This is a genomic window from uncultured Nocardioides sp. (assembly GCF_947489365.1).
Lineage (GTDB): Bacteria > Actinomycetota > Actinomycetes > Propionibacteriales > Nocardioidaceae > Nocardioides.
The window spans coordinates 216102-240220 of the sequence record NZ_CANLDB010000001.1 but is presented as its reverse complement, the minus strand read 5'-3'; the positions used below and the strand labels follow the sequence as shown (position 1 = coordinate 240220).

The following is a 24119-nucleotide window of genomic DNA, read 5'->3' as shown; positions in this document are numbered from 1 at the left end:
GGACGAGCACCACCGCTCCCGCTGCCCGGCCGCTCACATCACTGCGACGCACGCCGGCAGTGGGTGGTTCCGACCGGACGCCGAGAGGCCGGTGCCGACCTCGGCACCGGCCTCTCGACGCGGATCAGACGATCAGCTGTCGAATCTCATCCGAATGTCACTCCGAATCTCATTAAGAGGCGAGGGAGCCGTCGACCTCAGGCTGCTGAGCCCGGTGCGACTGGGCGGTAGGGCACGTATCGGTGGCCGGGAGTGACGTCCGAGTGCGGAAGAGCCATGAGATGCGCGCCGCGGTCGGCGATGGTGAGGTGCTTGGCGATGAAGGTGAGGAGCCCGCCGCCGAGGGCGGCTAGGTCTGCGGCGGAACCGTGGAAGGTCGGGGCTGAGCATCCTCGCGTCGGGACGAACTCGTCTCCGGGTGCGGGTTCTTCCCAGAAGTAGCGGTAGCGCTCCAGTGCTCCGTCGGCGCGGACCTGGTCGCGCAGGTGGTGGTCCATGTCGGTCATGGAGGTGGTGTTACCCGGCGGGTTAATGGTGGCGTAGCCGAGAGTGCCGCTGCGGGCATCGGTGGCTACCTGTGCGATGAACGCCTTCCGCTGGGGGTTAGTGGTGATGATGTCGAGTTGCTTCGAGACCTTGAGGCTGATGGTGGCGTCGATGATGAGGTCCGCCGTGAGCGCGATCTGGCTCAGTTCAGAGGTGCCGAGCCGACCGTGGGCGTCGACAAGAACGGTGTCGCTGGTGGCCTTGAGACGGTCACAGAGAGCGAGGACTTTCGCGGTCCCGATGTCGTCCTCGACGTAGTCCTGCCGGACGAGTAGCCCGCCGGTGACGCGCCCATAGTCGCTGATGACAACGTGGCTTGCTCCGGCGCGAACGACGAACTCGGCGATCCATGAGCCGATACCTCCGCAACCGAGGATGGCCACGGTCTTACCGTGCAGCGCGGCGACTGGGCGGTCGGCGTCTCGCCGTGTGGTGACTGCTGCGCGCTCGTCGGAAACGAAGCACCATTCGATGGGTGCGGCCATGTTGATGCGGTCTGGCTCGTAGGGGATGAACGTCGTGGTCTTGTGGGACACGAGGCGTCGGAGGTCATCGGCGAGTTCTGGAGCCAGTTGAAGGGCAAGCAGGTGGCGCGGGCCTCCAGCCGGGTGTGGCACGGCCAAGATGAGGCGCTGCGGTGTTCCGTCGGGGTTACGGCTCGCGCTGGCGGCGAGCGCGGTGAACAGGGCCGCGTCGGGCGCCGTCTCGTACGGGGGCGGTACTGGCTCGGGGTAGTGCGCTGCGAACCATTGCGGGCACGTGTAGTCGCGGCTCGCGACGATTGACAGGTCGGAGGCGCAGGGCTGTCGGACTGTGTGGGTCAGGCGTGGAGCAGCGATGAAGTGCGCGAGCCCATGCGGTCGGGGGTGTCGAATGAGGCCGAGGAGCAGGCCGAGGAAGTGGTGACCGGCTCCCAGTGGCATGTCGGAGTCGGCGAAGAAGACGGGTACGTGCGTAGGCTCCGCATCGACTTGGGCTTGAGACGCCAGGTCGAGCCGTTTCGGGGTCCGCCGGTTGAGGTGGGCGGTGACGACACGGGCACTGGGGTCGGGTAGGTGCCGGACAACGATGCTGGCGGTGCCGGGGGTGAGGTGCGGGACTCCCCCGACGGCGTGGAAGAGGGCGGTGTCGGGGTTGAAGTCGTTCTGGTTGGCCTTCTCCATCCAGTCCCAAAGGCGATTGAGCACACCGTTCTTGCCGTTGACGCCTGCATCGGGGTCCCACTCACGGGACTCGTCGAGGTAGAGGCAGAGGTAGAAGCCGGACAGGACGTGTGGGGTGCCGATGAACCGCCCGTGTTCCAGGAGCACGGTTGGCGGGTGGTCGTCGGTGGGTCCGATGAGGAGGACGAACTCCTCGACGGCCTTGAAGTGCAGGCCGTCGGCACTGGGTGCGGGGAGGTCATCGGTGTGGAGCGTGAACCGAACAAGGACGTTTCCATCGTCGTCTCGGTTCTGAGCGCCGACGGCGAGGAGTTCAGGCTGGTGCTTGGCTTGGGCGCGCAGGTCTGCCAGCGCCCGTCGTTGCCATTTGCTGAGCGCTGGTCGCGGTGGCTGCCTCCGAGTCACCCGGCCTTGCCGCTTCGGCTGGAGGAAGATTCGGAGGCTGCGCCACCAGCGGCCCCGGCGGCTCCCGTTCCGATGGCTGGGAACTTGGACGCCTTGCTGTCGGACTCGGCTGCTTTGAAGCCGGTCCCGAAGAGGTCGCGCCAGAGCGCGAGGCTTTCGTCCTCGTCGTTCTCGGCGAGCGCTGCGGCGATTCTGGTGTCGAGGTCCTGGATGTCCGTGCGGAACTGCTGGTACTTGGCTTCGGTCCAGCGGTGGGTGAAGACGGTGCCCTCCCCCGTCTCGACATCAGGGAGGTTTTCGTTGTCGCGGACCCACTCAGCGAGGTCCGACACGCTGCGGCCGAGTGCTACGGGGACATTGGCGTAGCAGTCGGCATCGGCGAGCACGTTCTCAGCCTTGATGGTGTTGCCGACGACGGTGGTCAGGATGATGGACACGGTGTCCTCGTACCAGCTGCAGTGGTCGCGCAGGTACTTCAACAGCCGGATGACCCGACGCATGTGCCCGTCGGTGAGGTCGTCCTTCTCCTTCATCCACTTGGTGAACCCGTCCGAGTTGCTCGGTTCCCACTCGTCGGTCTCGGCGTTGATGATGTGCTCGCCGCCGTCCGCAAGGTTCACGTAGGGCACGACATCGACGTGCATGTCGTTGGCGTAAGAGACGCGGACGCAGCGGTTCTTCGCTTCGACGGGCTTGTCCATCTCGCCGTAGACAGGGTGGTCGTCGAGGGCCTGGAAGACGGCGTCGTTGTAGTCGGCAGGGGACCAGCCCGACACCTCCTTGAGTTCGAGCATGAAGTCAGCATCGAACTCAACATCTTTGGGCGGGTTGATGATGGTGCGCTGCGCCCATGACCCCTGCCGCTTCTTGCTCAGGACCTTCGAGTCGAGGTTCGCGGCCTTGATAGCGGCGTAAATCCTGTCTACGCGGTCGCCGAGGCTGTCGAGTTTGCCGTCGGGAAGGTTGACGGTGTCCTTCAGCAGGTTGTTGAAGTAAGTGACGTGTTCCATCAGGAGTCCCCCTCGGGCGTTGGGTCAGAGCATGGGCCGCTGCGTGGAGTGGGCGGCGGGAGCGGGGTGAAGCCCGGAGCAACGTGGTCAGCGAACTTCGCGGTGAACTCGGGGGCCAGGTTCCGGCTGGTGGTGGAGGCGTATCCCCTGACCGACTTGGCCTTGATTCGGTCGAGGGCGAACTTGCCCGGTGGCACAGGCGCGTCGAAGCGCACGAAGTCATCGAATCCGACCAGGTGCATGGCGGTGCCCATGCCGCCCCGGCTGCTGGCGTTGAGGATGGTGTCGACGGCCTTCGTGCCCCAGCCCAACACGCCAGCGCTCTCCAGCGGGTCGGTGTTGGCGGTGAACGGCTCCATCGTCCCGACGTTCAACACGCGAATGGCGTCCAGAGGTACGCCGAGCATGCTCACGGCTTCGCCGATGGCCACGACGGAGGGGTTGTTGGCCCAGACTCCGCCGTCGATGAGCGGGGAGTCGTTGACGCGGGCGGCGCGGAAGAAGGTGGGGGCTGCGGCCGTCGCGAGGGCTACGTCGACCATCTTGATGCGCCAGTCCCTGGTCAGGCGCTCGCTGTGCCGGGTCTTGAAGATGTGCACCTCGCCGCGCTGCAAGTCCCACGACGGGATGACCAGCCGCAAGCAACTGTCGCCTAGCGCTCGCTCGCCAAGGACTTCGACCAGCACTTCGTGAAGAGCGTCGCTGTCGTAGGCGGGCTTGCTCAGGCGACCCAAGCGCGCTTTGCGTTGCAGCCGGGCAGGGAAGACTCGGTTGACGAGGTCGCCGAAGTGTTCGGCGATTGCCTTCGGCCGCAGTCCAGCGCCCAGCCCGAGCGCGACGATGCCTCCGGCCGAAGTCCCCGCGACCAGGTCGAAATGGTCGGTGATCCTGACGCCCAGGTCGTCCTCGATGTGTGCGAGGACGTGGGCGGTGAACAGTGCCTTCGCCCCACCGCCGTCGAGCGCAAGGATCTGGAAGCGGTCTCCCTCGAATGCGTCGGGAGTCGGGCCGTGCGGTGCGTATCGGCCAGTCATCTAGTGCTCCTGCTCCCGTCGGTTGTCTGCCCGGCAGCGTACGTACGCCCACCGACAGTCCCGCTGATCATCGGCAGGCTGACGGAGACGTCGTACGGCGCGCCTCCGCTGCGACAGCGCGGGCCGTGGCTAGCGTGCGAGTCACCGCCAGAAAGGCGGAGTTCAGGTGGTCCGGGCATAAGCGTTCCCCAAGGCCGTTGGCGTAGGGAAGGCACCAGCGTGAAGCGACACGGGCGCGTCGCCACATCTTCTCTACACGTGCGCTCACGTCATTCGTGGGAGGCGCGCCGTAGACACGTGTCGAGGGCGTCTTCATCACCACAGCGGCGTCTACTGTCATTGCGCGACGGCCCGTTACTGGTGGCCGTCTCGAAGTTCGTCGATCGCGCAGATCTAGCCCGCGCCCTCGACCGACGACGCGACCGGGTCAACGACGCGCTGAAGATGGTCCCGGCCGCACTCGAAAGAACTGGCCTCCAACTAGTTCTTAGCGACCAACTCGTCTCAATACGACCCCTAAGGGCCACGGACAAGTCAACAAGAACGAAGATCGCGCGGGCACGGACCGGAAGTGTCGGCCTAACACTGAACCAGGCCAGACTCCTTAGCCGCATAATGAACGGCGAGGGTATGCATCTCAGCATTGGTAGCGCTAACGTCAGAATGTAACTCGCTACACTCGCCGATCTGGGCTGCATAGAGGTCAATACGCGAGGGACATGGGTGCCAACAAGGCAATTGCAACAGGCTGTCCCCTCACCATAATCGCGGGGTCTACATAGACCTCAAACACCTAGGGGTGGCCCGATCGGGCCACCCCTAGGTGTCTATTCGCGACAGTCACGAACTGACGGCCACCGCTACCAGTAGCAGTACCTCTTCCACGTGTGTTCTCATGCTATCCCGCAACTGGTCCCGAATGTGGTCCCAGTTCGCGCAACTCGACATCAGCTGCAGCCGCTGGTCGAGCCGCAGCCCTCGCAGACGTGGCAGGAGCCGGCCGGGCGCATCTTCGTGCCGCAGGTGAAGCAGAGCGGCGAGTCGACGGCGGTCCCGGTGACCCGCTCCAGCAGCTCCGCGGAGGTGTGCGCCTCCCGCGGGGCGGGCTTGGAGGCGACGTCCTTCAGCTCGACGGCCTCCGCCGCGGTCACCTCGGGCTCCGTCGTGGCGGCGTCCTCGGGCGCCTCGGCGTCCGGGTCGGGCAGGACCACGGTCACCGCCTCGGGCTCGGCCCGCAGGGCCTGCACCTCGCTGACCTCGATGGGCTCGTACGAGCCGGTCTCGAGGTGACGCTGGCGCTCGTCGGCGGAGTAGATGCCGAGGGCGGCGCGGTCCTCGAAGGCCAGGTAGTCCAGCGCGAGGCGGCGGAAGATGTAGTCCATGATCGACTGGCTCATCCGCACGTCGGCGTCGTCGGTCAGGCCGGCGGGCTCGAAGCGCAGGTTGGTGAACTTCGAGACGTAGGTCTCCAGCGGCACGCCGTACTGCAGGCCGATCGAGACCGCGATCGAGAAGGCGTCCATCACGCCGGCCAGGGTCGAGCCCTGCTTGCCGAGCTTGAGGAAGATCTCGCCGAGCTCGCCGTCGTCGTGGGCGCCGGACGTCATGTAGCCCTCGGCGCCACCGACCGTGAAGGACGTGGTGCGGGAGACGCGCGACTTCGGCAGGCGCTTGCGGGTCGGGGCGTAGACGACCTTCTCGACGATCTTCTCGACGACCTCCGGAGACAGGGCGGCGCCCGCCTCCGCGGCGATCGCGTCGGCGGCGTCCTGCTTGTCCTTCTTCGCCTTGCCGCCGCCGTCGGACAGGGGCTGGCCGACCTTGCAGTTGTCGCGGTAGATCGCGGTGGCCTTGAGGCCGAGCTTCCAGGACTGCAGGTAGACGTCCTCGATCTCCTCGACCGACGCCGACTCCGGCAGGTTCACCGTCTTCGAGATCGCGCCGGACAGGAACGGCTGCGCGGCCGCCATCATCCGCACGTGGCCCATGGGCTTGAGCGAGCGGGCGCCCATGGCGGTGTCGAAGATCTCGTAGTGCTCGGTCTTCAGGCCGGGCGCGTCGATCACGTGGCCGTGCTCGGCGATGTGGGCGACGATCGCCTCGACCTGCTCGGGCTGGTAGCCCAGCTTCTTCAGGGCCCGCGGGATCGTCTGGTTCACGATCTGCATCGAGCCGCCGCCGACGAGCTTCTTGAACTTGACCAGCGAGAAGTCCGGCTCGATGCCGGTGGTGTCGCAGTCCATCATGAAGCCGATGGTCCCGGTCGGGGCGAGCACCGAGGCCTGGGCGTTGCGGAAGCCGTGCTGGACGCCGTCGCGCAGGACCTTGTCCCAGGTGCGGGTCGCGAGCTCGTGGACGGCGCGGTCCTCGGTGCCGAGGGCGCGGATCTCGTCGTTCGCGGCCTGGTGCTTGCGCATGACGCGCTGGTGGGCGTCGGCGTTGCGGCGGTAGCCGGCGTACGGGCCGACGACCTTGGCGATCTCGGCGGAGCGGGCGTACGACGTGCCGGTCATCAGCGACGTGATGGTCGCGGCCATCGCACGGCCGCCGTCGGAGTCGTAGCCCAGGCCCATGGCCATGAGCAGCGCGCCGAGGTTGGCGTAGCCGATGCCGAGCTGGCGGTAGTCGCGGGTGGTGCGGCCGATGGGCTCGGTCGGGAAGTCCGCGAAGCAGATGGAGATGTCCATCGCGGTGATGATCAGCTCGACGGCGCTGGCGAAGGACTGCGCGTCGAAGGTGTCGTCCTTGCGCAGGAACTTCATGAGGTTCAGCGACGCCAGGTTGCACGAGGAGTTGTCGAGCGACATGTACTCCGAGCACGGGTTGGACGCGGTGATGCGGCCGGTCTCGGGGTTGGTGTGCCAGTCGTTGATGGTGTCGTCGTACTGCAGGCCCGGGTCGGCGCAGGCCCACGCGGCCTCGCTGATCTTGCGGAACAGGCCACGCGCGTCGACGGTCTCGATGACCTCGCCGGTGCCGCGGGCGCGGAGACCGAACTGGCCCCCCTCCTCGACGGCGCGCATGAACTCGTCGGAGACGCGGACCGAGTTGTTGGCGTTCTGGTACTGCACCGAGGTGATGTCGTTGCCGCCGAGGTCCATGTCGAACCCGGCGTCGCGCAGGGCGCGGATCTTGTCCTCCTCGCGCGCCTTGGTCGCGACGAACTCCTCGATGTCGGGGTGGTCGACGTCGAGGACGACCATCTTCGCCGCGCGGCGGGTGGCGCCACCGGACTTGATGGTGCCCGCGGACGCGTCGGCGCCGCGCATGAAGGAGACCGGGCCGGAGGCGGTGCCGCCGGAGGAGAGCAGCTCCTTGGAGGAGCGGATGCGGGAGAGGTTCAGGCCGGCGCCGGAGCCGCCCTTGAAGATGAAGCCCTCCTCCTTGTACCAGTTCAGGATCGAGTCCATCGAGTCGTCGACGGACAGGATGAAGCACGCGGAGACCTGCTGCGGGGACTGCGTGCCGACGTTGAACCAGACCGGGGAGTTGAACGAGAAGTACTGGTGGACGAGCAGCCAGGTGAGCTCGTGCTCGAAGATCTCGGCGTCGCCGGCGTCGGCGAAGTAGCCGTGGTCGGTGCCGGCCTTCGTGTACGTCTTCACGACGCGGTCGACCAGCTGGCGCAGGCTCCACTCGCGGGCGTCGGTGCCGACGGCGCCGCGGAAGTACTTGGTCGTGACGATCGTGGAGGCGTTGACGCTCCAGAAGTCGGGGAACTCGGCGCCGCGCTGCTCGAAGACGACCTCGCCGGTCTTCCAGTTGTTCTGGACGACGTCGCGACGCTCCCACGACAGCTCGTCGTAGGGGTGCACGCCGGGGGTGCTGAAGACCCGCTGGATGCGGACGCCCCGCCCCGTGGCCTTGGTGGCGTCGTCCCGCACGCCGTTCGCCGTCTCGGTCATCTCAGTCGTTCCCCTCGTTCGCCCTGCTTGGTGAGTGCTGCTGGTCTGGTGCTGCTGGTCTGCTGCCGGTGGTGCGCCCGGCACGCCGCTTCCCCACGACGTGCCGGGCAGCTGGTGCGCCCTGCCGGGCGTCAGGTGTCCGCCGGGACGGCGTGCTCGAGGCGCATGGCCACGATCTCCGCCTCGAAGTCCTCGGCCGACGTGAAGGCGCGGTAGACGCTCGCGAAGCGGAGGTAGGCCACCTCGTCGAGCTCGCGGAGCGGGGTCAGGATCGCCAGGCCCACCTCGTGGGCGGGCACCTCGGCCCACCCGGCGGCGCGGAGCGTGTCCTCGACCTCCTGGCCGAGCCGCGCCAGCTGGTCCTCGGTGACCGGCCGGCCCTTGCAGGCCTTCCGGACGCCGGCGACGGCCTTGTCGCGGACGAAGGGCTCGACGGTGCCGTTGCGCTTGGCGATCGTGAGCTGCATCTGCTCGGCGGTGGTGAAGCGGCGTCCGCACTCGCCGCAGGAGCGGCGACGTCGGATCGAGGAGCCGTCGTCGGTGACGCGGCTGTCGAGCACACGGGTGTCGGTGTGACGACAGAACGGGCAGTGCATCCCGGTCCCTCCCTCCGCCTCTCGGACCCCGGCCTGTGGATGGACCTGGGGACATCTGGTGCAACACGTGTGGAGGACCGCATCGTCCCTGGGGACTAGATGTGGATAACTACACGGTTGTGATTACTACATGTGGGGACACTACGCCCCGCGCGACGAGGGCCGCAAGCGGTTCGGCGAGTCGGTCGACGACACGCCGCGGGCCACGGAGAAAGCGCAGGTCAGGCGCCTGCGGCGTCCGGCCCGCGACCGACCAGGGCGGCCAGGTCGGTCCACCAGGACAGCCGGTCGGGGCGCCCGTCGTACTCGCGGCGCTGGTTGGCGCCGCTCGGTCCGGGCAGCACGAACACCGGCGCACCCGCCAGGTCCCAGCCCGTGATCCCGAGACCCGGGGGTCGGTGGCCGAGGCAGCGCGCGAGCTCCGCCGCCACGGTCTTGGAGGTCATCGCGAGCCACTCCGGTGACCACCCCTCGACCTTCGACGCGAGGTCGTCGACGTGGGTGCGGCGCGGCACGTCGGGCGCGCGCTCGACCACCAGGTCCGTCACGCCCAGCCCGTACGCCGGGAGCCGCACGTCGTCGGCCGGCTCGAGCCGGTCCTCGGTCAGGCCGGAGGAGTGCAGCAGCCGCCAGAACGCGTTGCCCGGGCCGCCGTAGTGGTGGTCGTGGCGCAGCGGGGAGCAGAGGTTCGCCATGCCGCAGAACACGACGAGAGGGGTCTCGCCCACGACGTCCGGCAGCAGCGACATCCTCCGAGACTGCCAGGCTCGACCCATGAGCCACCCGGCCCCGCCCCCCTTCGAGGTCCTGCCCGGGGACGACGTCAGCCCCGTCCTGGTGCACGTCCCGCACGCGTCCCGCCGGCTCGACCCGGAGGCCCGCGCGAGCGTCCTGCTCGCCGACGACGCCCTGGGCGCCGAGCTCGACGCGATGACCGACGCGGACACCGACGTCCTGGCCGCGAGGGCGGTCGACCGGGCCGCGGCCGGGGGCGTCGCGCGGCCCTGGCGCTTCGTCAACCGCCTCTCGCGGCTGGTGGTCGACCCGGAGCGATTCCCCGATCCGGCGGAGGAGGAGATGGCGGCGATCGGCATGGGCGCCGTCTACACCGCCACCAGCACGCTGGGCCGGCTGCGCGCCGACGACCCGGCCCGCGACGCGGCGTACACCGAGCGGTGGTTCCACCCGTACGCCGACGCGCTGGCCGACCTCGTCGACCACCGGCTGGCGGCCACCGGCCGGTGCGTGCTGGTCGACCTGCACTCCTACCCCACCACCGCCCTGCCCTACGAGCGTCACGCCGAGGAGCGGCGACCGGCCGTCTGCCTGGGCACCGACCCCGACCACACCCCGTCCTGGCTCCTGGAGGCGGCGGCGTCCTGCTTCGCCGCGGTCGGCGAGGTGGTGCGCGACGAGCCCTTCCACGGCACCTACGTGCCGCTGCGCCACCACCGCACCGACGCCCGCGTGTCGTCGGTGATGGTCGAGCTGCGCCGCGACGTGTACGCCGGACCGGACGACGCCGCCGCCGTGGTCGACGCGCTGGCCGCGCTGGTCGCACGCGTCGGCGCGCAGGACGTCCCCTGACAGGATCGCCGCATGGCTGACTTCCGGGGGGTCCTGGGCCTCGCACTGCTCCTCGCGGTCGCATGGGCGCTGAGCACCGACCGCAAGGGCATCTCCTGGCGGACCCTCCTCGCCGCGCTCGGCCTGCAGGTCGCCTTCGCGGCGCTGGTCCTGCGCTGGGGTCCCGGCCAGCGGGCGCTGGGGTGGGCGTCCGACCGGGTCGCGGATCTCATCGGCTACACCGACGAGGGGACGTCCTTCCTCTTCGGGCCGCTCTACGAGGCCGGCGGCGACGACGGCACGATCTTCGCCCTGTCGGTCCTGCCGGTGATCATCTTCCTCGGCGCCCTGATCGGCCTGCTGTTCTACCTGCGGGTCATCCAGTACGCCACGCACTGGATCGGGGGCGCGCTGTCGCGGGTGCTGGGCGTGTCCAAGGTGGAGTCGCTCTACGCCAGCACCGTCATCTTCCTCGGCCAGAGCGAGGCGCCGCTGATGATCGCGCCGTACCTGCGCTCGTTGCGGGCCGGACAGATCTTCACCGTCATGGTCGGCGGGCTCACGGCCGCCGCCGGCTCCACCCTCGTGGGGTACTCCCTGCTGGGCGCCCCGCTGGAGTACCTGCTCGCCGCGACCGTCATGAACGCCCCGGCCGCACTGCTGTTCGCGAAGCTCATGTGGCCGGACTCCACGCCGGTCGAGAAGGAGCCCGCGAGCATCGTGCTCGCCGAGGGCGAGGAGCGGGTCGACCTCGACGACCTCGACGTCCGGGAGGTCCGCGACACCGAGTCGCGCAACCTCATCGACGCGATCGGCCGCGGTGCGCTCGCGGGTGGCCGGATCGCCATCACGGTCGGCGCACTGCTCATCGCCTTCGTCGCCCTCATCGCCCTGGCCAACGGCCTGCTGGGCGCCGTCGGCGGCTGGTTCGGCTACGACGGGCTCACCTTCGAGCGGATCCTCGGCTGGGCCCTGGCCCCGCTGGCGTGGCTGCTCGGCGTGCCGTGGTCGGAGGCGGTGCAGGCGGGCTCGTGGATCGGCCAGAAGACCGTGCTGAACGAGTTCGTCGCGTACGCCGACTTCGGGCCCGCCGTCGCCGGGCTCGACCCGCTGACGGTCGTCGTGGTGACCTTCGCGCTCGCGGGGTTCGCGAACTTCGCCTCGATCGCGATCATCCTGGGCGTGGTGGGGTCCCTGGCGCCGGAGCGCCGCTCCCTGCTCGCCGCGCTCGGGCTCCGCGCGCTGCTGGCCGCCAGCCTCGCCAACTTCTCCAACGCCGCGATCGCCGGGCTCGTCTTCTCCCTGTGACCGGGCCGGGTGCGATGATGGCGCCGTGGCCGGGGGGAAACGCGGGGGCAAGCGCGCGGGCCCTCGGCGACCCTCGGAGCGCTCACGGCTCCCCATCGCGCGGCTCCTGCTCCTGGCCCTCGGCGTCACGCTGACCGCGGTGGCCTGGGGCTACCTGGTCGTCGCGGCCATCGACTTCGGCACCGCGGCGCGGTCGGGTGAGAGCCGCGGGTGGTTGTTCCTCGCCGCCGCCTCGCTGGGCGCGGTTGCCTGCCTGTTCACCGCGCTCATCCTGCTGGCCCGCGCCGTCCGGCTGTTCACGGGCCGCGACGCCGCACCGGCGTACGAGAGCCGGCACGCGCAGGACGGGTCCGACCGGTCCGATCGAGCGACGGGTCAGTCGACGAGCGGGACCCGGAGGTCCTGACCGGCCAGCAGCATGGCCGAGTCGAGGCCGTTGAGCTCCTCGAGGTCCTGGACGACGACCCGCACGTCACCGTCGCCGACCCCCCGGCCGGCGAGGTCGGCGGCGATGTCCCACAGCGTCTCGCCCGTCCCGACCGTGACGACCTCGGTGGGCGGGGGCGTCCCGGCGTCGCGCGTCGCGCTCGAGGTGTCCAGGGACAGGCCGAGACCCAGGACGACGCCCAGGACGAGCAGCAGGGAGCCGACAAAGACGACGAGCCGGCCCCGTCGGGTCAGACGCACGGGGGCCGGGCTGACGGCGCCGACGGTGCGGGCGGAGAGAGTGGTGTCCATGGGGACCTCCTGGGGAAGAAGGGGTGCGCTGCGATCGGGACGAGTTCTACGGGCGACCACCGACAGTGGCGGCGGGTCGGCCTTCGTACTCACGTTCGATCGAACACACATGCGACGGTAGAGCATCTGTTCGAACGTCGCAAGACCTCGGACGAACACGCGTTCGACCCGCACCCCGACCGGCGCGCACGACACGCTGATCGAACAGATGTTTGAACCTCGGGGCCGCCTCGGCGTACGGTGAGCGCCACGACAGCGGCCTGCGCAGCGGGCCGGCACGGCACCCTGGAGGCGACACGATGGCCAAGGCGAAGACCCCCGACGATCCCGGGGCCGACCGTGCGGGCTCCGTGACCGAGCTCCCCGACGGCCCGCCCGACCCGTCGGGCCTGACGCCCCGGCAGCAGCGCGTGCTGCAGGTCGTCCGGGACTCCCTGGAGCAGCGGGGCTACCCGCCCAGCATGCGGGAGATCGGCCAGGAGGTCGGCCTCACCTCGTCCTCGTCGGTCGCCCACCAGCTCCGCGTGCTGGAGAAGAAGGGCTTCCTGCGACGCGACCCGAACCGCCCCCGGGCGCTCGAGGTCCTCATGCCGGACGCGCTCGCCGCACGCCGGGCCCTGTCGTCGGCGGGACCCTCCGCGATCGACGACACCGGGGCCGGCGACGCCATGCCCGCCGCCGCCTACGTGCCGATGGTCGGGCGCATCGCGGCCGGTGGCCCGATCCTGGCCGAGGAGCGGGTCGAGGAGATCTTCCCGCTGCCGCGCCAGCTCGTCGGCGAGGGCACCCTCTTCCTGCTCGAGGTGCGGGGCGACTCGATGGTCGACGCCGCGATCTGCGACGGCGACTACGTGGTCGTCCGCCAGCAGCCCACCGCCATCAACGGTGACGTCGTGGCCGCCATGATCGACGGCGAGGCCACGGTGAAGACCTTCAAGCGCACCGACTCCGGCCAGGTCTGGCTGCTGCCCCACAACGACGCGTTCTCCCCCATCGACGGCACCCACGCCTCGGTGCTGGGCAAGGTCACCACGGTCCTGCGCCGCCTGTAGGTGAACTCTCGGTGACCGTTGCCGTCCGGGCCGTCACGCACGGCCCGGACGGGCGTTCACTGAGGTGTGAGTCCTTCCTCCGCCTCCCGTCGTACCGTGCTCGCGGCCGGCGCCGCCGGCACCGCCCTGCTCGCGACCTCCCCCGTCGCCCCTGCCGCCGGCTCAGCCACGACAGCCGCCCCGGCCTCCTCGTCCCGCGCCTTCCGTCACGGCGTCGCCTCCGGCGATCCGCTGCCGACCGGCGTCGTCCTGTGGACCCGGGTCACCCCGACCGCGGCGTCCGCCCCCGGCTCCGGCCGCGGGCCCCGCGTCGAGGTCCGGTGGGAGGTCGCCGACGACCCGTCGTTCCGTTGGGTCGTCCGTCGCGGTCGCGCCGTCACCGGACCCTGGCGCGACCACACGGTCAAGGTCGACGTCGGCGGGCTGCGGCCGGCGCGCTGGTACTGGTACCGCTTCACCTGGCAGGGCCGGACCAGCCGTGTCGGCCGCACCCGCACCGCCCCCGCGCCCGACGCCTCGCCGGACCGCCTCCGCTGGGGCGTGGTCTCCTGCGCGAACCTGCAGGCCGGCTGGTTCTCGGCGTACCGGCACCTGGCCGCCCGCGACGACCTCGACCTGGTGCTGCACCTCGGCGACTACCTCTACGAGTACGCCCCGACCGAGTACGGCGCCGGGCAGCAGGACACCGACGTGCGCGCCCACGTCCCCGCCCGCGAGATCGTGAGCCTGGCGGACTACCGCCAGCGGCACGCGCAGTACAAGGCCGACCCCGACCTCGCCGACCTCCACGCCCGGCTGCCGTTCGTGGTCACCTGGGACGACCACGAGTCCGCGAACGACGCCTGGCGGCGCGGCGCCGAGAACCACCAGCCCGACGAGGGCGGCTGGCGGCGACGCCGCGCCCGCGCCCACCGCGCGTACGACGAGTGGATGCCGGCGCGCATGTCGGCCACCGCCGACCTCGGCGACGGCACCCGTCTCTACCGGCGCCTGCGCTTCGGTCAGCTCGCCGAGCTGAGCATGCTCGACCTCCGCACCTACCGCGACCAGCAGGTGGCCACCCCGCTCGTCGACGGCGAGGTCAGCGACCCCGACCGCACGATCACCGGGCGCCAGCAGCTGCACTGGCTGAAGGACTCCCTGCGCCCCTCACGTCCGCAGTGGCGGCTCGTCGGCAACCCCGTGATGATCGCGCCCGTGACCTTCGCGTCCCTCCCGGCCGAGCTCGTCGACAACGTCAACGACGTGACGGGGCTGCTCCCGCGGGACGGGTCGCCATACAACGTGGACCAGTGGGACGGTTACACCGACGACCGCCGCGAGCTGTTCGCCCACATCCGCGACCGGGGCGTGCGCGACGTCGTGTTCCTGACCGGCGACATCCACTCGGGGTGGGCCGCCGAGCTGCCGTACGACGCCGGCACCTACCCGGTGCCGGTCGACGGCGAGGCCAGCGCCGGGGTGGAGCTGGTGTGCACGTCGGTGACCTCGAACAACCTCAAGGACATCACCGGCACGCCGCCGCGCACCACGAGCGTGGCGGTCGAGACGGCGATCAAGGCCGACAACCCGCACGTGAAGTACCTGGACTTCGACAGCCACGGCTTCAGCGTGCTCGACGTGACCAGCGAGAGGGTGCAGATGGACTGGTGGGTGATCTCGTCCCGGACGGATCGGCGGGCGACGGCGGCGTGGTCGACGTCCTGGGCGACTCCGGCGGGCACGGCGCGCCTCGAGCGCGCGAGCCGCCCGGTGGGTGGTGGGCGATGACCGCGCCGGGCCCGAGCCGCCGCACGGTCCTGCGGCTGGGCGGGGGCGTCGTCCTCTCGACCGCCGCGACGGCTCCCGCGGCAGCGACGGTCGCCGCCCGGCGGGGCTCACGGCGGCGCCGCGCGTACGTCGTCGTCCTCGACGGATGCCGACCCGCGGAGATCGACGGGGAGCTCGGCCTCGACCTGATGCCGACGGTGCGGGGCCTGCGCGACGGCGGCCGCCGCTTCCCGCGTGCCCGCTCGCTGCCGGTGATGGAGACCATCCCCAACCACACGATGATGATGACCGGGGTTCGGCCCGACCGCAGCGGCGTGCCCGCCAACGCGATCTACGACCGGGACCTCGGCGAGACCCGCACGATGGACCGGCCCGCCGACATGCGCGCCGACACCGTCCTGGAGCGCTGCCGCCGGCAGGGGCTGACGAGCGGCACGGTCCTGTCGAAGGAGTACCTCTACGGCATCTTCGGGCCCCGGGCCACGCACCGCTGGGAGCCGTTCCCCGTCGTCCCCGTCTCCGGGCACGCGCCCGACGCGTTCACGATGGACGCGACGCTCGCGATGGTCGACCGGTTCGACCCCGACCTGGTCTTCGTCAACCTCGGCGACATCGACCGGGTCGGGCACTCCGACCTCACCGGCACCTCGCTCCAGCTCGCCCGCCGGGCCGCCCTGGCCTCCGGGGACCTCCAGGTGTCGCGGCTCGTCGACGCGCTGAAGGAGAGCGGCCGGTGGCGCGACTCGCTGCTCGTCGTCCTCGCCGACCACTCGATGGACTGGTCGCGACCGGACCGGTCCGTCTCGCTGACGCCGGTGCTCACCGACGACCCCCTGCTGGCGGGCAACGTCGTGGTGGGCCAGAACGGCGGGGCCGACCTCGTCTACTGGACGGGTCCGGACCGCGACCGAGAGCGCGCCGTGGCGCGCATCCGCCGCCTCGCCCTGGCCACCGACGGCGTCCTGGCCGCCCACGACCGCCGGCGTGCGTCGTCCTGGCTGCGGCTCGGGCCGGAGGCGGGCGACGTCGTCGTCTACGCGCGGGCGGGCTGGCGCTTCAGCGACCCGAGCCCGGGGTCCAACCCGCTGCCCGGAAACCACGGCCACCCGACGACGGCGCCCATCCCGTTCTTCCTCTCCGGCGGCCACCCCGCCGTACGACGGGGCACGTCGCCGGCAGCGGCCACCACCGTGGACGTCGCCCCGACCGTCGCCGGGTTCCTGGGCCTGCGCGGCGCGCCGCGAGGCGGCTGGGACGGGGTTCCGCGACTCTAGGCACCACCACCACCGGACCCAGTCGAGGAGGCCGTCGTGTCCGAGATCCACCAGCAGGCCAAGGACAGGTACGGCGGGGTGAAGGTCGGCAGCGCCTTCCTCGGCTTCGTGACCTCGCTCGGGATGGTCGTCCTGCTCAGCGCGGTGCTCGCGGTCACGGGGTTCGGCCTCGGCGCGATCACCGACACGGGCACCGGCGACGCCCTGGAGCGCGCGGGCGAGGAGACCGGCGCCAGCGCCTACGAGCTCGGCGTCGCCGGGATCGTCGTCGTCCTCGTCGTCCTGTTCCTCGCCTACCTCGCCGGCGGGTACGTCGCGGGCCGCATGGCGCGCTTCCACGGCGTCCGCCAGGGCGTCGCGGTCTGGGGCTGGGCGGTGCTCGTCGCCGTCGCGCTCGGCGTCGCCGCCGCCGTCCTCGGCAACGACAGCAGCGGCGCCGAGGAGCTCTCGCCGCTGTCGCCGCCGTCCGGCGAGCTCGGCGTCGGCCTCGCCGGGCTGGCGATCGTCGCCGCCGTCACCCTCGTGGGCGCGATGCTCGGCGGACTGGCCGGCATGCGGTTCCACCGCCGCGTCGACCGCGCCGAGGCCGACGAGCTCGGGGCGTCGGACGCAGCCCGGGACCACCACGCCTGAGGCGGTAGCGTCGGGGCTCATGGACCTCCTGGCCCCCGACTTCACGCTGGTGCGCGGCCGCCCGGCGTACGACGTCGCCGAGGTCGACGAGGCGGTCGCCGAGACCCGCCGCCTGCTCGCCGGCCACGCGCCGAGCCCCTGGTCCTCCCGAGGTGGGTTCAGCCTCGTCACCGGGGGGGGGTACGACGCCCGTCAGGTCGACGCCTGGCGGGACGCGGTCCGTCGCGAGCTGACGGTCCGGGCCGACGAGCGGTGGTCCGAGGGTGCCGAGGACGACCCGCCCGAGCTCCGGGGCGTAGAGATGGACGGGTACTCCGCCGCGGCGAGCTCGAGCAGCTTCTCGCCGTGGGTGCGGCTGACCGCGCTGGTGCTGGTGGTCGCGGTCGCGGCGTTCTTCGTCGCCTCCTACTTCGTCTGAGCCTTCGTCCGGGGCGCCACCGGTGACCCGGCGGCCGACGCCAACCGGGCCAGCGCGGCACGGGCGACGGCCGGGTCGTACGTCGACCACATGGGCGGCAGCCCGGCGCGCAGGAACCCGCCGTACCGCGCCGTGGCGAGCCGCGGGTCGAGGATCGCGACCACGCCCTTGTCGGACGTGCTGCGGATCAGGCGACCGGCGCCCTGGGCCAGCAGCAGCGCGGCGTGGGTGGCCGCGACCTGCATGAACCCGTTGCCGCCGGCCGCGTCGGCGGCCTTCTGACGCGCCGACATCAGGGGGTCGTCGGGGCGCGGGAAGGGGATGCGGTCGATGACGACGAGCTGGCAGGTGTCCCCGGGCACGTCGAGGCCCTGCCAGAGGCTGAGCGTGCCGAACAGGCAGGTGTGGGGGTCGGACACGAACTGCGCCGCCAGCTCGCCCAGCTGCGCCTCGCCCTGCGCGAGCGTCGTCAGGTGCGGCAGCCGGGCGCGGAGGCCCTCGGCCGCGGTCTCGGCCGCGCGGCGCGAGGAGAAGAGCCCGAGGGTGCGGCCGTCCGCGGCGTCCACCAGCTCGGCGAGCTCGTCGAGCTGGGCGGCGCCGAGGCCGTCGCGGCCGGGCTGCGGCAGGTGGCGTGCGACGTACAGGATCCCCTGGCGGGCGTAGTCGAACGGTGAGCCGACGTCGATCCCCTGCCAGCCGAGCTCGTCGTCGGGACGCAGCCCGAGGCTCGAGGCCACCGCCCGGAAGTCGCCGCCGAGGCGCAGGGTGGCGCTGGTCAGGACGACCGTCTTCTCCTCCAGCAGGCCCGAGCGGACCGTGCCCGCCACGTGCAGCGGGGCCACGCACAGGCGGGCGGGGATGCGCTCGCGGCCCTTCGCGTGCCACAGCACGTCGTGCTCGGAGTTCTTCGCCATTCGCTCGGTGTGGTCGAACAGGTCGCTCAGCCAGGCCTTCGCCTGCTGCCGGCCGGGGTCCGAGTCGCCGCCGGCCTCCTTCGGCATCGCCGAGAGGCACGCACGGACCGCGTCGCGGACGAGCGCCAGCGCGTCCGCCAGGTCCTGCGGCGGCGGGTCGAGGCGCCCCTCGGGGCACTCGTCGACCGCGGCGCGCAGGGCCGCGGCGGCGTCGAGGAGGTCCTCGGCGGGGTCGTCGCCGTCCTTGTCGGCGACGTGGCGCTGCACCCGCCGGGCGACCCGCTCGACCTCCGGGACGGTGAGCTCGTCGGTGGCGGCCTGCGTGACGCGGGCCGCGAGCTCGTGGGCCTCGTCGACCACGACGGCGTCGTACTCGGGGATCATGGGGACGCCCTCGATGGCGTCGATGGCCAGCATCGAGTGGTTGGTGACGACGACGCGGGCCTTCGCGGCGCGCTCCTTCGCGCGCTCGGCGAAGCACTCCTCGCCGAAGGCGCACCGGGTCGCGCCGAGGCACTCACGCGCGGAGACGCTGACCTGGCGCCAGGCCCGGTCGGTGTGGCGCGGCGCGCCGTCCTTCTCCCCCGTGCCCTTCTCCGCCGCCTGCTCCTCGACCCACTCCCGCAGGGCGATCACCTGCTCGCCCTGGGAGCCCTCCGGCAGGTCGACCAGCGCGCCCTGGTCGTCGGGGACGCCCTCCCGCACCCGGTGCAGGCAGGCGTAGTTCGAGCGGCCCTTGAGGACGGCGAACGCTCGGTCCTCCTCGAGGTCGTCGAGGGCGGGGTGGTCGCCGACCGCGTCGAGCAGGCGCGGCAGGTCCCGCTCGACGAGCTGGTGCTGCAGCGCCAGCGTCGCCGTGGCCACGACGACGCGCTTGCCGCGCAGCAGCGACGGGACCAGGTAGGCCAGCGACTTGCCGGTGCCGGTGCCGGCCTGCACCAGCAGGTGCTCGCCGGAGGTGAACGACGCCGCCACGGCCTCCGCCATCTGCACCTGACCGGGTCGCGTCTCACCCCCGATGGCCGCCACGGCGGCCTCGAGGACCTCTCTCACGCGGCTGGTCTCGGGCACCGCAGAACCCTAGCCACCACCGGGCGCCGACCTCGGTCCCCCTCCACAACCCCGGAGATCGAGGCGCGGGCGCCGCGCGAGGGCCCGGAACCCGACCCAGCGCCACACCGGGACGCCCGGAGATCGAGGTGCGAGCGTCGCGCAGCCACCGAGCCACGAGATCCCGGGACCCGACCCAGCGCCCTCACCGGGTCTCGTGGCGCCTCGCCAGGGCTCGGCACACCTCGACCTCCGGACCCCCGCGGATAGAGGTGCGAGCGTCGCGCAGCGACCGAGCCACGAGATCCCGGGACCCGACCCAGCGCCCTCACCGGGTCTCGTGGCGCCTCGCCAGGGCTCGGCACACCTCGACCTCCGGACGCCAGGGCTCGGCACACCTCGACCTCCGGGACGCCCGGAGATCGAGGTGCGAGCGTCGCGCAGCGACCGAGCCACGAGATCCCGGGACCCGGCCGAGGTCTCGAACCGCGGTGGGTCAGACGACGGCGCCGGTGTCCTGCGGGTCGCGTTCCTTCCGGCGGATCTTCGCGGTGCGGGTCATCGGCGCGCGCTTGTTGAAGAAGATCGTCAGCGGCGTGGCGACGAACACCGACGAGAACGTGCCGACGACCAGACCGACCAGGAGCGCGAGCGAGAAGTCACCCAGCGAGCTGCCGCCGAGGATCGTCAACGCCGCGAGGATGAACATGATGCCGATGCCGGTGTTGATCGTGCGCGGCGTCGTCTCCAGGCAGGCGATGTTCGCCTCCTCCTTGAACGTCGCGTCGGGCCGCGAGAGGCGCCAGCGTTCGCGGATGCGGTCGAAGACGACCACGGTGTCGTTGATCGAGACACCGACGATGGTCATCGCCGCGGCGAGGAACACCCCGTCGATCGGCTTCCCGAGCCAGGCGAACAGTCCGACGACCAGGATGATGTCGTGCATCATCGCGATGATCGCGGCGAGGCCGAACGTCCACTTGAAGCGGATCGCCAGGTAGATCAGCTGGCCCAGGAACGCGAGACCGAAGGCGATGAGCGCCTGGTTGCGCAGCTGGTTGCCGAGCGAGGCACCGATCTCGGAGTCGTTGAGGATCTGCGACCCGCCGGCGACGTCGCCGAGCGCGTCGTTGATCGCGTCGACGTCGGACTGGCTGAGCTGCCCGGCGCGGACCGAGATGTTGCCCTGCTGGACCTGCTGGACCGTGGCCTCGGGGAAGCCCGCGTCGGCCACCGCGTCGCGGGCCTCGTCGGCGTCGATCGACTGGGTGGTGTCGTACTCGATGGTCCGGCCGCCGGTGAACTCGACGCCCAGGTTCAGCCCCTGGGTCCCGATGCCCGCCAGCGCGACGACGACGAGGGCCGCGGCGACTGACAGCCAGATCCTCGTGCGGTCCATGATCTGGAAGTTCTTGTCCATCAGCCAGGTGCGCACCCGGCCGACGTCGCTCAGGCCGGTGATCTTCGGGCGCTTGCGCACGAACGGCAGCGAGACGCCGACCTCGGTGAGCACGCGGGCGATGATGAGGGCCGACACCATCGACGCGACGACGCCGATCGAGAGCGTGACGCCGAAGCCCCGGACCGGCCCGGCGGCGAGGAAGAACAGCAGTCCCGCGGCGATCAGGGTCGTCAGGTTGGAGTCGATGATGGCCGACCAGGCCTTGTTGAACCCGATCGAGAGGGCGCGGCGCATCCCCGCGGCGGGGTTGTCCCGGTACTCCTCCCTCGCTCTCTCGAAGACCAGCACGTTCGCGTCGATCGCCATGCCGATCGCGAGCACGAACCCGGCGAGACCGGGCAGCGTCAGGGTCGAGCCGAGGGCGACGAGGATCGCGTAGGAGATCAGCGCGTACGACGTCAGCGCCAGCGTCGCGAGGAAGCCGACGAGGCGGTAGACCGCGCCGATGAACAGGGCGGTCAGGGCGAGGCCGATGATCGCGGCCAGCGCGGACTGCTGGATGGCGTCGGCGCCCAGCGTGGGCCCCGTGACCTGGGTCGAGGCCACCTCGACGGGGAACGGCAGCGAGCCGCCCTCGATGAGGACGGCGAGGTTGTCGGCCTCCTCGAAGGTGAAGTCGCCGGTGATCTGGGTGGCGTTGCCGCCGATGCCGGCGCAGGTCACCTGGGAGGCCATGGGCGGCGAGGAGATGATGCGGTCGTCGAGCACGATCGCGACGCGGCGCTTCGGGTCGGTCTGCGGGCGCTGGACGCCGTCCTCGCAGGCCGCGGCGGCCGTGATGTCCTGCCACGTCGCGCCGCCCTCGCCGGTGAAGTCGACGCTGACGACCCAGCCGCCACCCTGGGTGGGGTCGTTCACGGCCTCCGAGCCGTCGATCTCGGTGCCCCGGATGACCGTGGGGCCGATCTCGAGCACGTCGCCGGAGTCCGAGGGGAGGACCTCGTTGCCCTCCTCGGTGGGCTCGGCGTTCGGACCCTGCGCGGCGCCGACGACCTCGTGGATCGACAGCTGCGCCTGCTGGCCCAGGACGGCCTGCGCCTCCTCCGGGTCCTGCACGTCGGGCAGCTCGACCAGGATCTGGTCGGACCCCTGGCGCAGCAGCGTGGGCTCGGAGACGCCGAGGCTGTCGACACGCCCGCGGAGCACCTCGACGACCTGGTCGACGTCCTCGGTCGACGGCTCGTCGCCGTTCTCGTCGGGGAGGACCTGGATCGCGATCTGGGTCCCGCCCCTCAGGTCCAGCCCCAGGCGGGGCGAGACGTTGAGGGCGATGGCCGCGCAGCCGGCCAGGAGGCCGAGCACGAGCACGAGACGGACGAGGACTCCGCGCGACAAGGGGACCAACCGATCTTCGACGACTTTCCCGGGACTGCCGTAGCAACAAACGGGTGAAGGCTACCTGGGGTTCCCCGGTGGCAGGTCGGGCACCGAGGTCACGGTCCGGGCTCGATCGGGGTGACGATCACGTCGACCGCCACGAGCTCGTCGGTCGAGGTGCACCGGTAGGCGTGGTCGAGGTCCGCCGCCCAGGCGTGGTGGACGCCGGGCGACAGGACCACGGTCCGACCCTCGGCCTCCAGCTCGCCGGCCCCGGCGAGGACGACGAGCTGCTCCGTGGCGCCGCGCGCGTGGGCCGGGGAGCGCCGGGTCGCGCCGGGCCGCACCCGCACCAGGTAGACCTCCGTGGTGCGGTGCGCCTCGGTCGACACGTGGAGCCGCACCGACGTCAGCGCCTCGTCCGCGACCTCGTCGATGCCCTCCTCCACCAGGGCGGCCAGCGGGACCCCGAGCGGCCCGGCCAGGGCGTAGAGGGTGTCGAGGGTCGGGTTGCGCCGTCCGGCCTCCAGCTCGGACAGGGTCGCCTTGCCGACGCCCGCCGCGGCGGCCAGCGCGCTGAGCGAGAACCCGCGCTCCGTCCGGACGGCGCGGATCCGGGCGCCGGTCGGTCCCCCGGTGGTGGTCATCGCCGTCCTCCCCTAGCCTGTTCCGCAAACGGAACGTTCGGTGCACCGAACGCCAGGGGAAGGGTAGCGATGGGCACACCGACGGGCACGCCGCTGGGCACGCCGCTGGCCGCCGGCGTGGTCGCCGCCGTCGTCGGGTTCTCGAGCTCCTTCGTGGTCGTGCTGGCCGGCCTCACTGCCGTCGGCGCCACCCCGCGACAGGCCGCGTCCGGTCTCGTCGCGCTCTGCGTCGCGCAGGCGATCGGGATGCTCTGGCTCTGCCTGCGTCACCGCACCCCGCTCTCGCTCGCCTGGTCGACCCCCGGCGCGGCCCTGCTGGTGACGACCGGCGCGGTCGCGGGCGGGTGGCCGGCCGCCGTCGGGGCGTTCCTGGTCGTCGGTGCGCTCGTCGTCCTCACCGGGCTCGTGCCGCGGCTCGGGGACCTGGTCGCGGCCATCCCCGTCCCGCTGGCCCGGGCGATGCTCGCGGGCGTCCTGCTGCCGCTGTGCGTCGAGCCCGTCCTCGCGCTCGCCGACTCCCCCGCCGTCGTCGCGCCGGTGGTCGTGACGTGGCTGGTCCTGCTCCGCCTCGCGCCCCGCTGGGCGGTGCCGGGGGCCCTGGCGGTCGCGCTCGGGGTCGTCGTGGCCACCGCCTCGGACGGCGTCCGGGCCGCGGACCTCGTCCCGTCCCTCACGCTCACGGCGCCCTCGTGGAGCGTCGGCGCCCTGCTCGGCGTCGCGCTTCCGCTGTACGTCGTCACGATGGCGTCGCAGAACGTGCCCGGTGTCGCCGTGATGGCGGGCCTCGGCTACCGCGTGCCGTGGCGGGAGTCGATGACGGTCACCGGGCTCGGCACCCTCGTGGCGGCCCCCTTCGGCGGGCACGCCGTCAACCTCGCCGCGATCACGGCCGCCCTCACCGCCGGGCCCGAGGCGGGGCCCGACCCGGCCCGCCGCTGGCCGGCCGGGGTGGGCGCGGCGGCGACGTACCTCGTCATCGCCGCGGGGTGCGGCGCCCTGACCACGCTGGTGTCGGCGGCGCCGGCGGGCGTCGTCCAGTCCGCCGCCGGTCTGGCGCTGCTCGGCACGCTGGCCGCGTCCCTGCGGGAGGCGCTCGCGGAGCCGTCCGACCAGGTCCCGGCGGTCGCCTGCCTGGTCGTGGCGGCGTCCGGCGTCAGCGTCCTCGGCGTCGGCTCGGCGTTCTGGGCCCTGCTGGTCGGCCTCGCCGTGCGCGCCGTGCTGCGGGCCGGGACACGCCCGCGAGGGGCCCACGCGGCCTGAGTCGCACTCGCCGGGGGACGTCGGGTGACGTCAGGAGCCGTCAGGAGCCGT

19 protein-coding genes are annotated in these 24119 nt (G+C 71.6%); 9 read left to right on the top strand and 10 right to left on the bottom strand.

The window, feature by feature from the left end; genetic code table 11:
• Positions 1–197 precede the first annotated feature (197 nt).
• From Q0858_RS01175 to Q0858_RS01150, 6 genes are all read right to left on the bottom strand, one after another.
• Positions 198–2114, bottom strand: a complete 1917-nt coding sequence (locus tag Q0858_RS01175; RefSeq protein ID WP_299050171.1) for a ThiF family adenylyltransferase — start codon at positions 2112–2114, stop codon at positions 198–200.
• Entirely contained in the window at positions 2111–3124 is a 1014-nt protein-coding gene (locus tag Q0858_RS01170; RefSeq protein ID WP_299050168.1) for a cyclic GMP-AMP synthase DncV-like nucleotidyltransferase, read from the bottom strand. The genes Q0858_RS01175 and Q0858_RS01170 overlap by 4 nt, the downstream gene beginning before the upstream one ends.
• Positions 3124–4158, bottom strand: a complete 1035-nt coding sequence (locus Q0858_RS01165) for a CBASS cGAMP-activated phospholipase (RefSeq protein ID WP_299050165.1) — start codon at positions 4156–4158, stop codon at positions 3124–3126. The genes Q0858_RS01170 and Q0858_RS01165 overlap by 1 nt, the downstream gene beginning before the upstream one ends.
• Positions 4159–5105: 947 nt before the next feature.
• Positions 5106–8063 (bottom strand): vitamin B12-dependent ribonucleotide reductase, encoded by a 2958-nt coding sequence (locus Q0858_RS01160; RefSeq protein ID WP_299050162.1) that lies wholly within the window; start codon positions 8061–8063, stop codon positions 5106–5108.
• Between the two features lie 131 nt (positions 8064–8194).
• On the bottom strand, positions 8195–8659 hold the full coding sequence (gene nrdR, locus Q0858_RS01155) for a transcriptional regulator NrdR (RefSeq protein ID WP_299050159.1): 465 nt from the start codon (positions 8657–8659) through the stop codon (positions 8195–8197).
• 221 nt (positions 8660–8880) lie between these two features.
• Positions 8881–9408: a mismatch-specific DNA-glycosylase gene (locus Q0858_RS01150; protein WP_299050157.1), complete on the bottom strand. Its 528-nt coding sequence runs from the start codon at positions 9406–9408 to the stop codon at positions 8881–8883.
• Positions 9409–9433: 25 nt separating this feature from the next.
• On the opposite strand from Q0858_RS01150, the gene Q0858_RS01145 reads away from it, so the two are divergent.
• From Q0858_RS01145 to Q0858_RS01135, 3 genes are read left to right on the top strand one after another with little or no spacing between them, the layout of a single operon-like run.
• Positions 9434–10246 carry an N-formylglutamate amidohydrolase gene (locus Q0858_RS01145; protein WP_299050154.1) on the top strand — a complete coding sequence of 271 codons (813 nt, stop codon included), beginning with the start codon at positions 9434–9436 and terminating at the stop codon, positions 10244–10246.
• Positions 10247–10258: 12 nt separating this feature from the next.
• A complete protein-coding gene (locus tag Q0858_RS01140; protein WP_299050152.1) occupies positions 10259–11533 on the top strand; it encodes a nucleoside transporter C-terminal domain-containing protein in 1275 nt (424 codons plus the stop codon).
• 25 nt (positions 11534–11558) lie between these two features.
• Positions 11559–11939, top strand: coding sequence for a hypothetical protein (locus Q0858_RS01135; RefSeq protein ID WP_299050149.1), 381 nt, complete (start codon positions 11559–11561; stop codon positions 11937–11939).
• Here the strand turns inward: Q0858_RS01135 and Q0858_RS01130 are convergent.
• Complete coding sequence (locus Q0858_RS01130) at positions 11909–12271, bottom strand: LysM peptidoglycan-binding domain-containing protein (protein ID WP_299050148.1); 363 nt, start codon at positions 12269–12271, stop codon at positions 11909–11911. The two genes, Q0858_RS01135 and Q0858_RS01130, sit on opposite strands and share 31 nt — an antisense overlap.
• Before the next feature lie 299 nt (positions 12272–12570).
• Between Q0858_RS01130 and lexA the strand changes: the two genes are divergently transcribed.
• The 5 genes from lexA (at position 12571) to Q0858_RS01105 (ending at position 17418) form a co-directional block, all read left to right on the top strand.
• A complete protein-coding gene (gene lexA, locus Q0858_RS01125; RefSeq protein ID WP_299050147.1) occupies positions 12571–13323 on the top strand; it encodes a transcriptional repressor LexA in 753 nt (250 codons plus the stop codon).
• Between the two features lie 66 nt (positions 13324–13389).
• Positions 13390–15093 carry an alkaline phosphatase D family protein gene (locus tag Q0858_RS01120; RefSeq protein WP_299050144.1) on the top strand — a complete coding sequence of 568 codons (1704 nt, stop codon included), beginning with the start codon at positions 13390–13392 and terminating at the stop codon, positions 15091–15093.
• Positions 15090–16367: a nucleotide pyrophosphatase/phosphodiesterase family protein gene (locus Q0858_RS01115; RefSeq protein WP_299050142.1), complete on the top strand. Its 1278-nt coding sequence runs from the start codon at positions 15090–15092 to the stop codon at positions 16365–16367. The genes Q0858_RS01120 and Q0858_RS01115 overlap by 4 nt, the downstream gene beginning before the upstream one ends.
• 36 nt (positions 16368–16403) lie before the next feature.
• Positions 16404–17000 carry a hypothetical protein gene (locus tag Q0858_RS01110; protein WP_299050140.1) on the top strand — a complete coding sequence of 199 codons (597 nt, stop codon included), beginning with the start codon at positions 16404–16406 and terminating at the stop codon, positions 16998–17000.
• 19 nt (positions 17001–17019) lie between these two features.
• A complete protein-coding gene (locus Q0858_RS01105; protein WP_299050139.1) occupies positions 17020–17418 on the top strand; it encodes a hypothetical protein in 399 nt (132 codons plus the stop codon).
• Here the strand turns inward: Q0858_RS01105 and Q0858_RS01100 are convergent.
• The 3 genes from Q0858_RS01100 to Q0858_RS01090 all read right to left on the bottom strand — a co-directional run bounded on the left by Q0858_RS01100 (position 17406) and on the right by Q0858_RS01090 (position 22808).
• Positions 17406–19319 carry an ATP-dependent DNA helicase gene (locus Q0858_RS01100; protein ID WP_299051719.1) on the bottom strand — a complete coding sequence of 638 codons (1914 nt, stop codon included), beginning with the start codon at positions 19317–19319 and terminating at the stop codon, positions 17406–17408. The genes Q0858_RS01105 and Q0858_RS01100 overlap by 13 nt on opposite strands.
• A 559-nt stretch (positions 19320–19878) precedes the next feature.
• A complete protein-coding gene (secD, locus tag Q0858_RS01095) occupies positions 19879–22179 on the bottom strand; it encodes a protein translocase subunit SecD (protein WP_299050137.1) in 2301 nt (766 codons plus the stop codon).
• A gap of 98 nt (positions 22180–22277) precedes the next feature.
• Positions 22278–22808, bottom strand: coding sequence for an XRE family transcriptional regulator (locus Q0858_RS01090; protein WP_299050134.1), 531 nt, complete (start codon positions 22806–22808; stop codon positions 22278–22280).
• Between the two features lie 69 nt (positions 22809–22877).
• Here Q0858_RS01090 and Q0858_RS01085 point away from each other — a divergent pair, with 69 nt between their 5' ends.
• Positions 22878–24068 carry a benzoate/H(+) symporter BenE family transporter gene (locus Q0858_RS01085; RefSeq protein ID WP_299050132.1) on the top strand — a complete coding sequence of 397 codons (1191 nt, stop codon included), beginning with the start codon at positions 22878–22880 and terminating at the stop codon, positions 24066–24068.
• Positions 24069–24119: the final 51 nt, after the last annotated feature.

Excerpts from the sequence above, each read along its gene's own strand:
- Q0858_RS01170 (WP_299050168.1), bottom strand. The coding sequence starts at position 3,124 with ATGGAACACGTCACTTACTTCAACAACCTGCTGAAGGACACCGTCAAC.
- Q0858_RS01165 (WP_299050165.1), bottom strand. The coding sequence starts at position 4,158 with ATGACTGGCCGATACGCACCGCACGGCCCGACTCCCGACGCATTCGAG.
- Q0858_RS01160 (WP_299050162.1), bottom strand. The coding sequence starts at position 8,063 with ATGACCGAGACGGCGAACGGCGTGCGGGACGACGCCACCAAGGCCACG.
- nrdR (WP_299050159.1), bottom strand. The coding sequence starts at position 8,659 with ATGCACTGCCCGTTCTGTCGTCACACCGACACCCGTGTGCTCGACAGC.
- Q0858_RS01150 (WP_299050157.1), bottom strand. The coding sequence starts at position 9,408 with ATGTCGCTGCTGCCGGACGTCGTGGGCGAGACCCCTCTCGTCGTGTTC.
- Q0858_RS01145 (WP_299050154.1), top strand. The coding sequence starts at position 9,434 with ATGAGCCACCCGGCCCCGCCCCCCTTCGAGGTCCTGCCCGGGGACGAC.
- Q0858_RS01140 (WP_299050152.1), top strand. The coding sequence starts at position 10,259 with ATGGCTGACTTCCGGGGGGTCCTGGGCCTCGCACTGCTCCTCGCGGTC.
- Q0858_RS01130 (WP_299050148.1), bottom strand. The coding sequence starts at position 12,271 with ATGGACACCACTCTCTCCGCCCGCACCGTCGGCGCCGTCAGCCCGGCC.
- lexA (WP_299050147.1), top strand. The coding sequence starts at position 12,571 with ATGGCCAAGGCGAAGACCCCCGACGATCCCGGGGCCGACCGTGCGGGC.
- Q0858_RS01115 (WP_299050142.1), top strand. The coding sequence starts at position 15,090 with ATGACCGCGCCGGGCCCGAGCCGCCGCACGGTCCTGCGGCTGGGCGGG.
- Q0858_RS01105 (WP_299050139.1), top strand. The coding sequence starts at position 17,020 with ATGGACCTCCTGGCCCCCGACTTCACGCTGGTGCGCGGCCGCCCGGCG.
- Q0858_RS01100 (WP_299051719.1), bottom strand. The coding sequence starts at position 19,319 with ATGGCGGAGGCCGTGGCGGCGTCGTTCACCTCCGGCGAGCACCTGCTG.
- Q0858_RS01090 (WP_299050134.1), bottom strand. The coding sequence starts at position 22,808 with ATGACCACCACCGGGGGACCGACCGGCGCCCGGATCCGCGCCGTCCGG.
- Q0858_RS01085 (WP_299050132.1), top strand. The coding sequence starts at position 22,878 with ATGGGCACACCGACGGGCACGCCGCTGGGCACGCCGCTGGCCGCCGGC.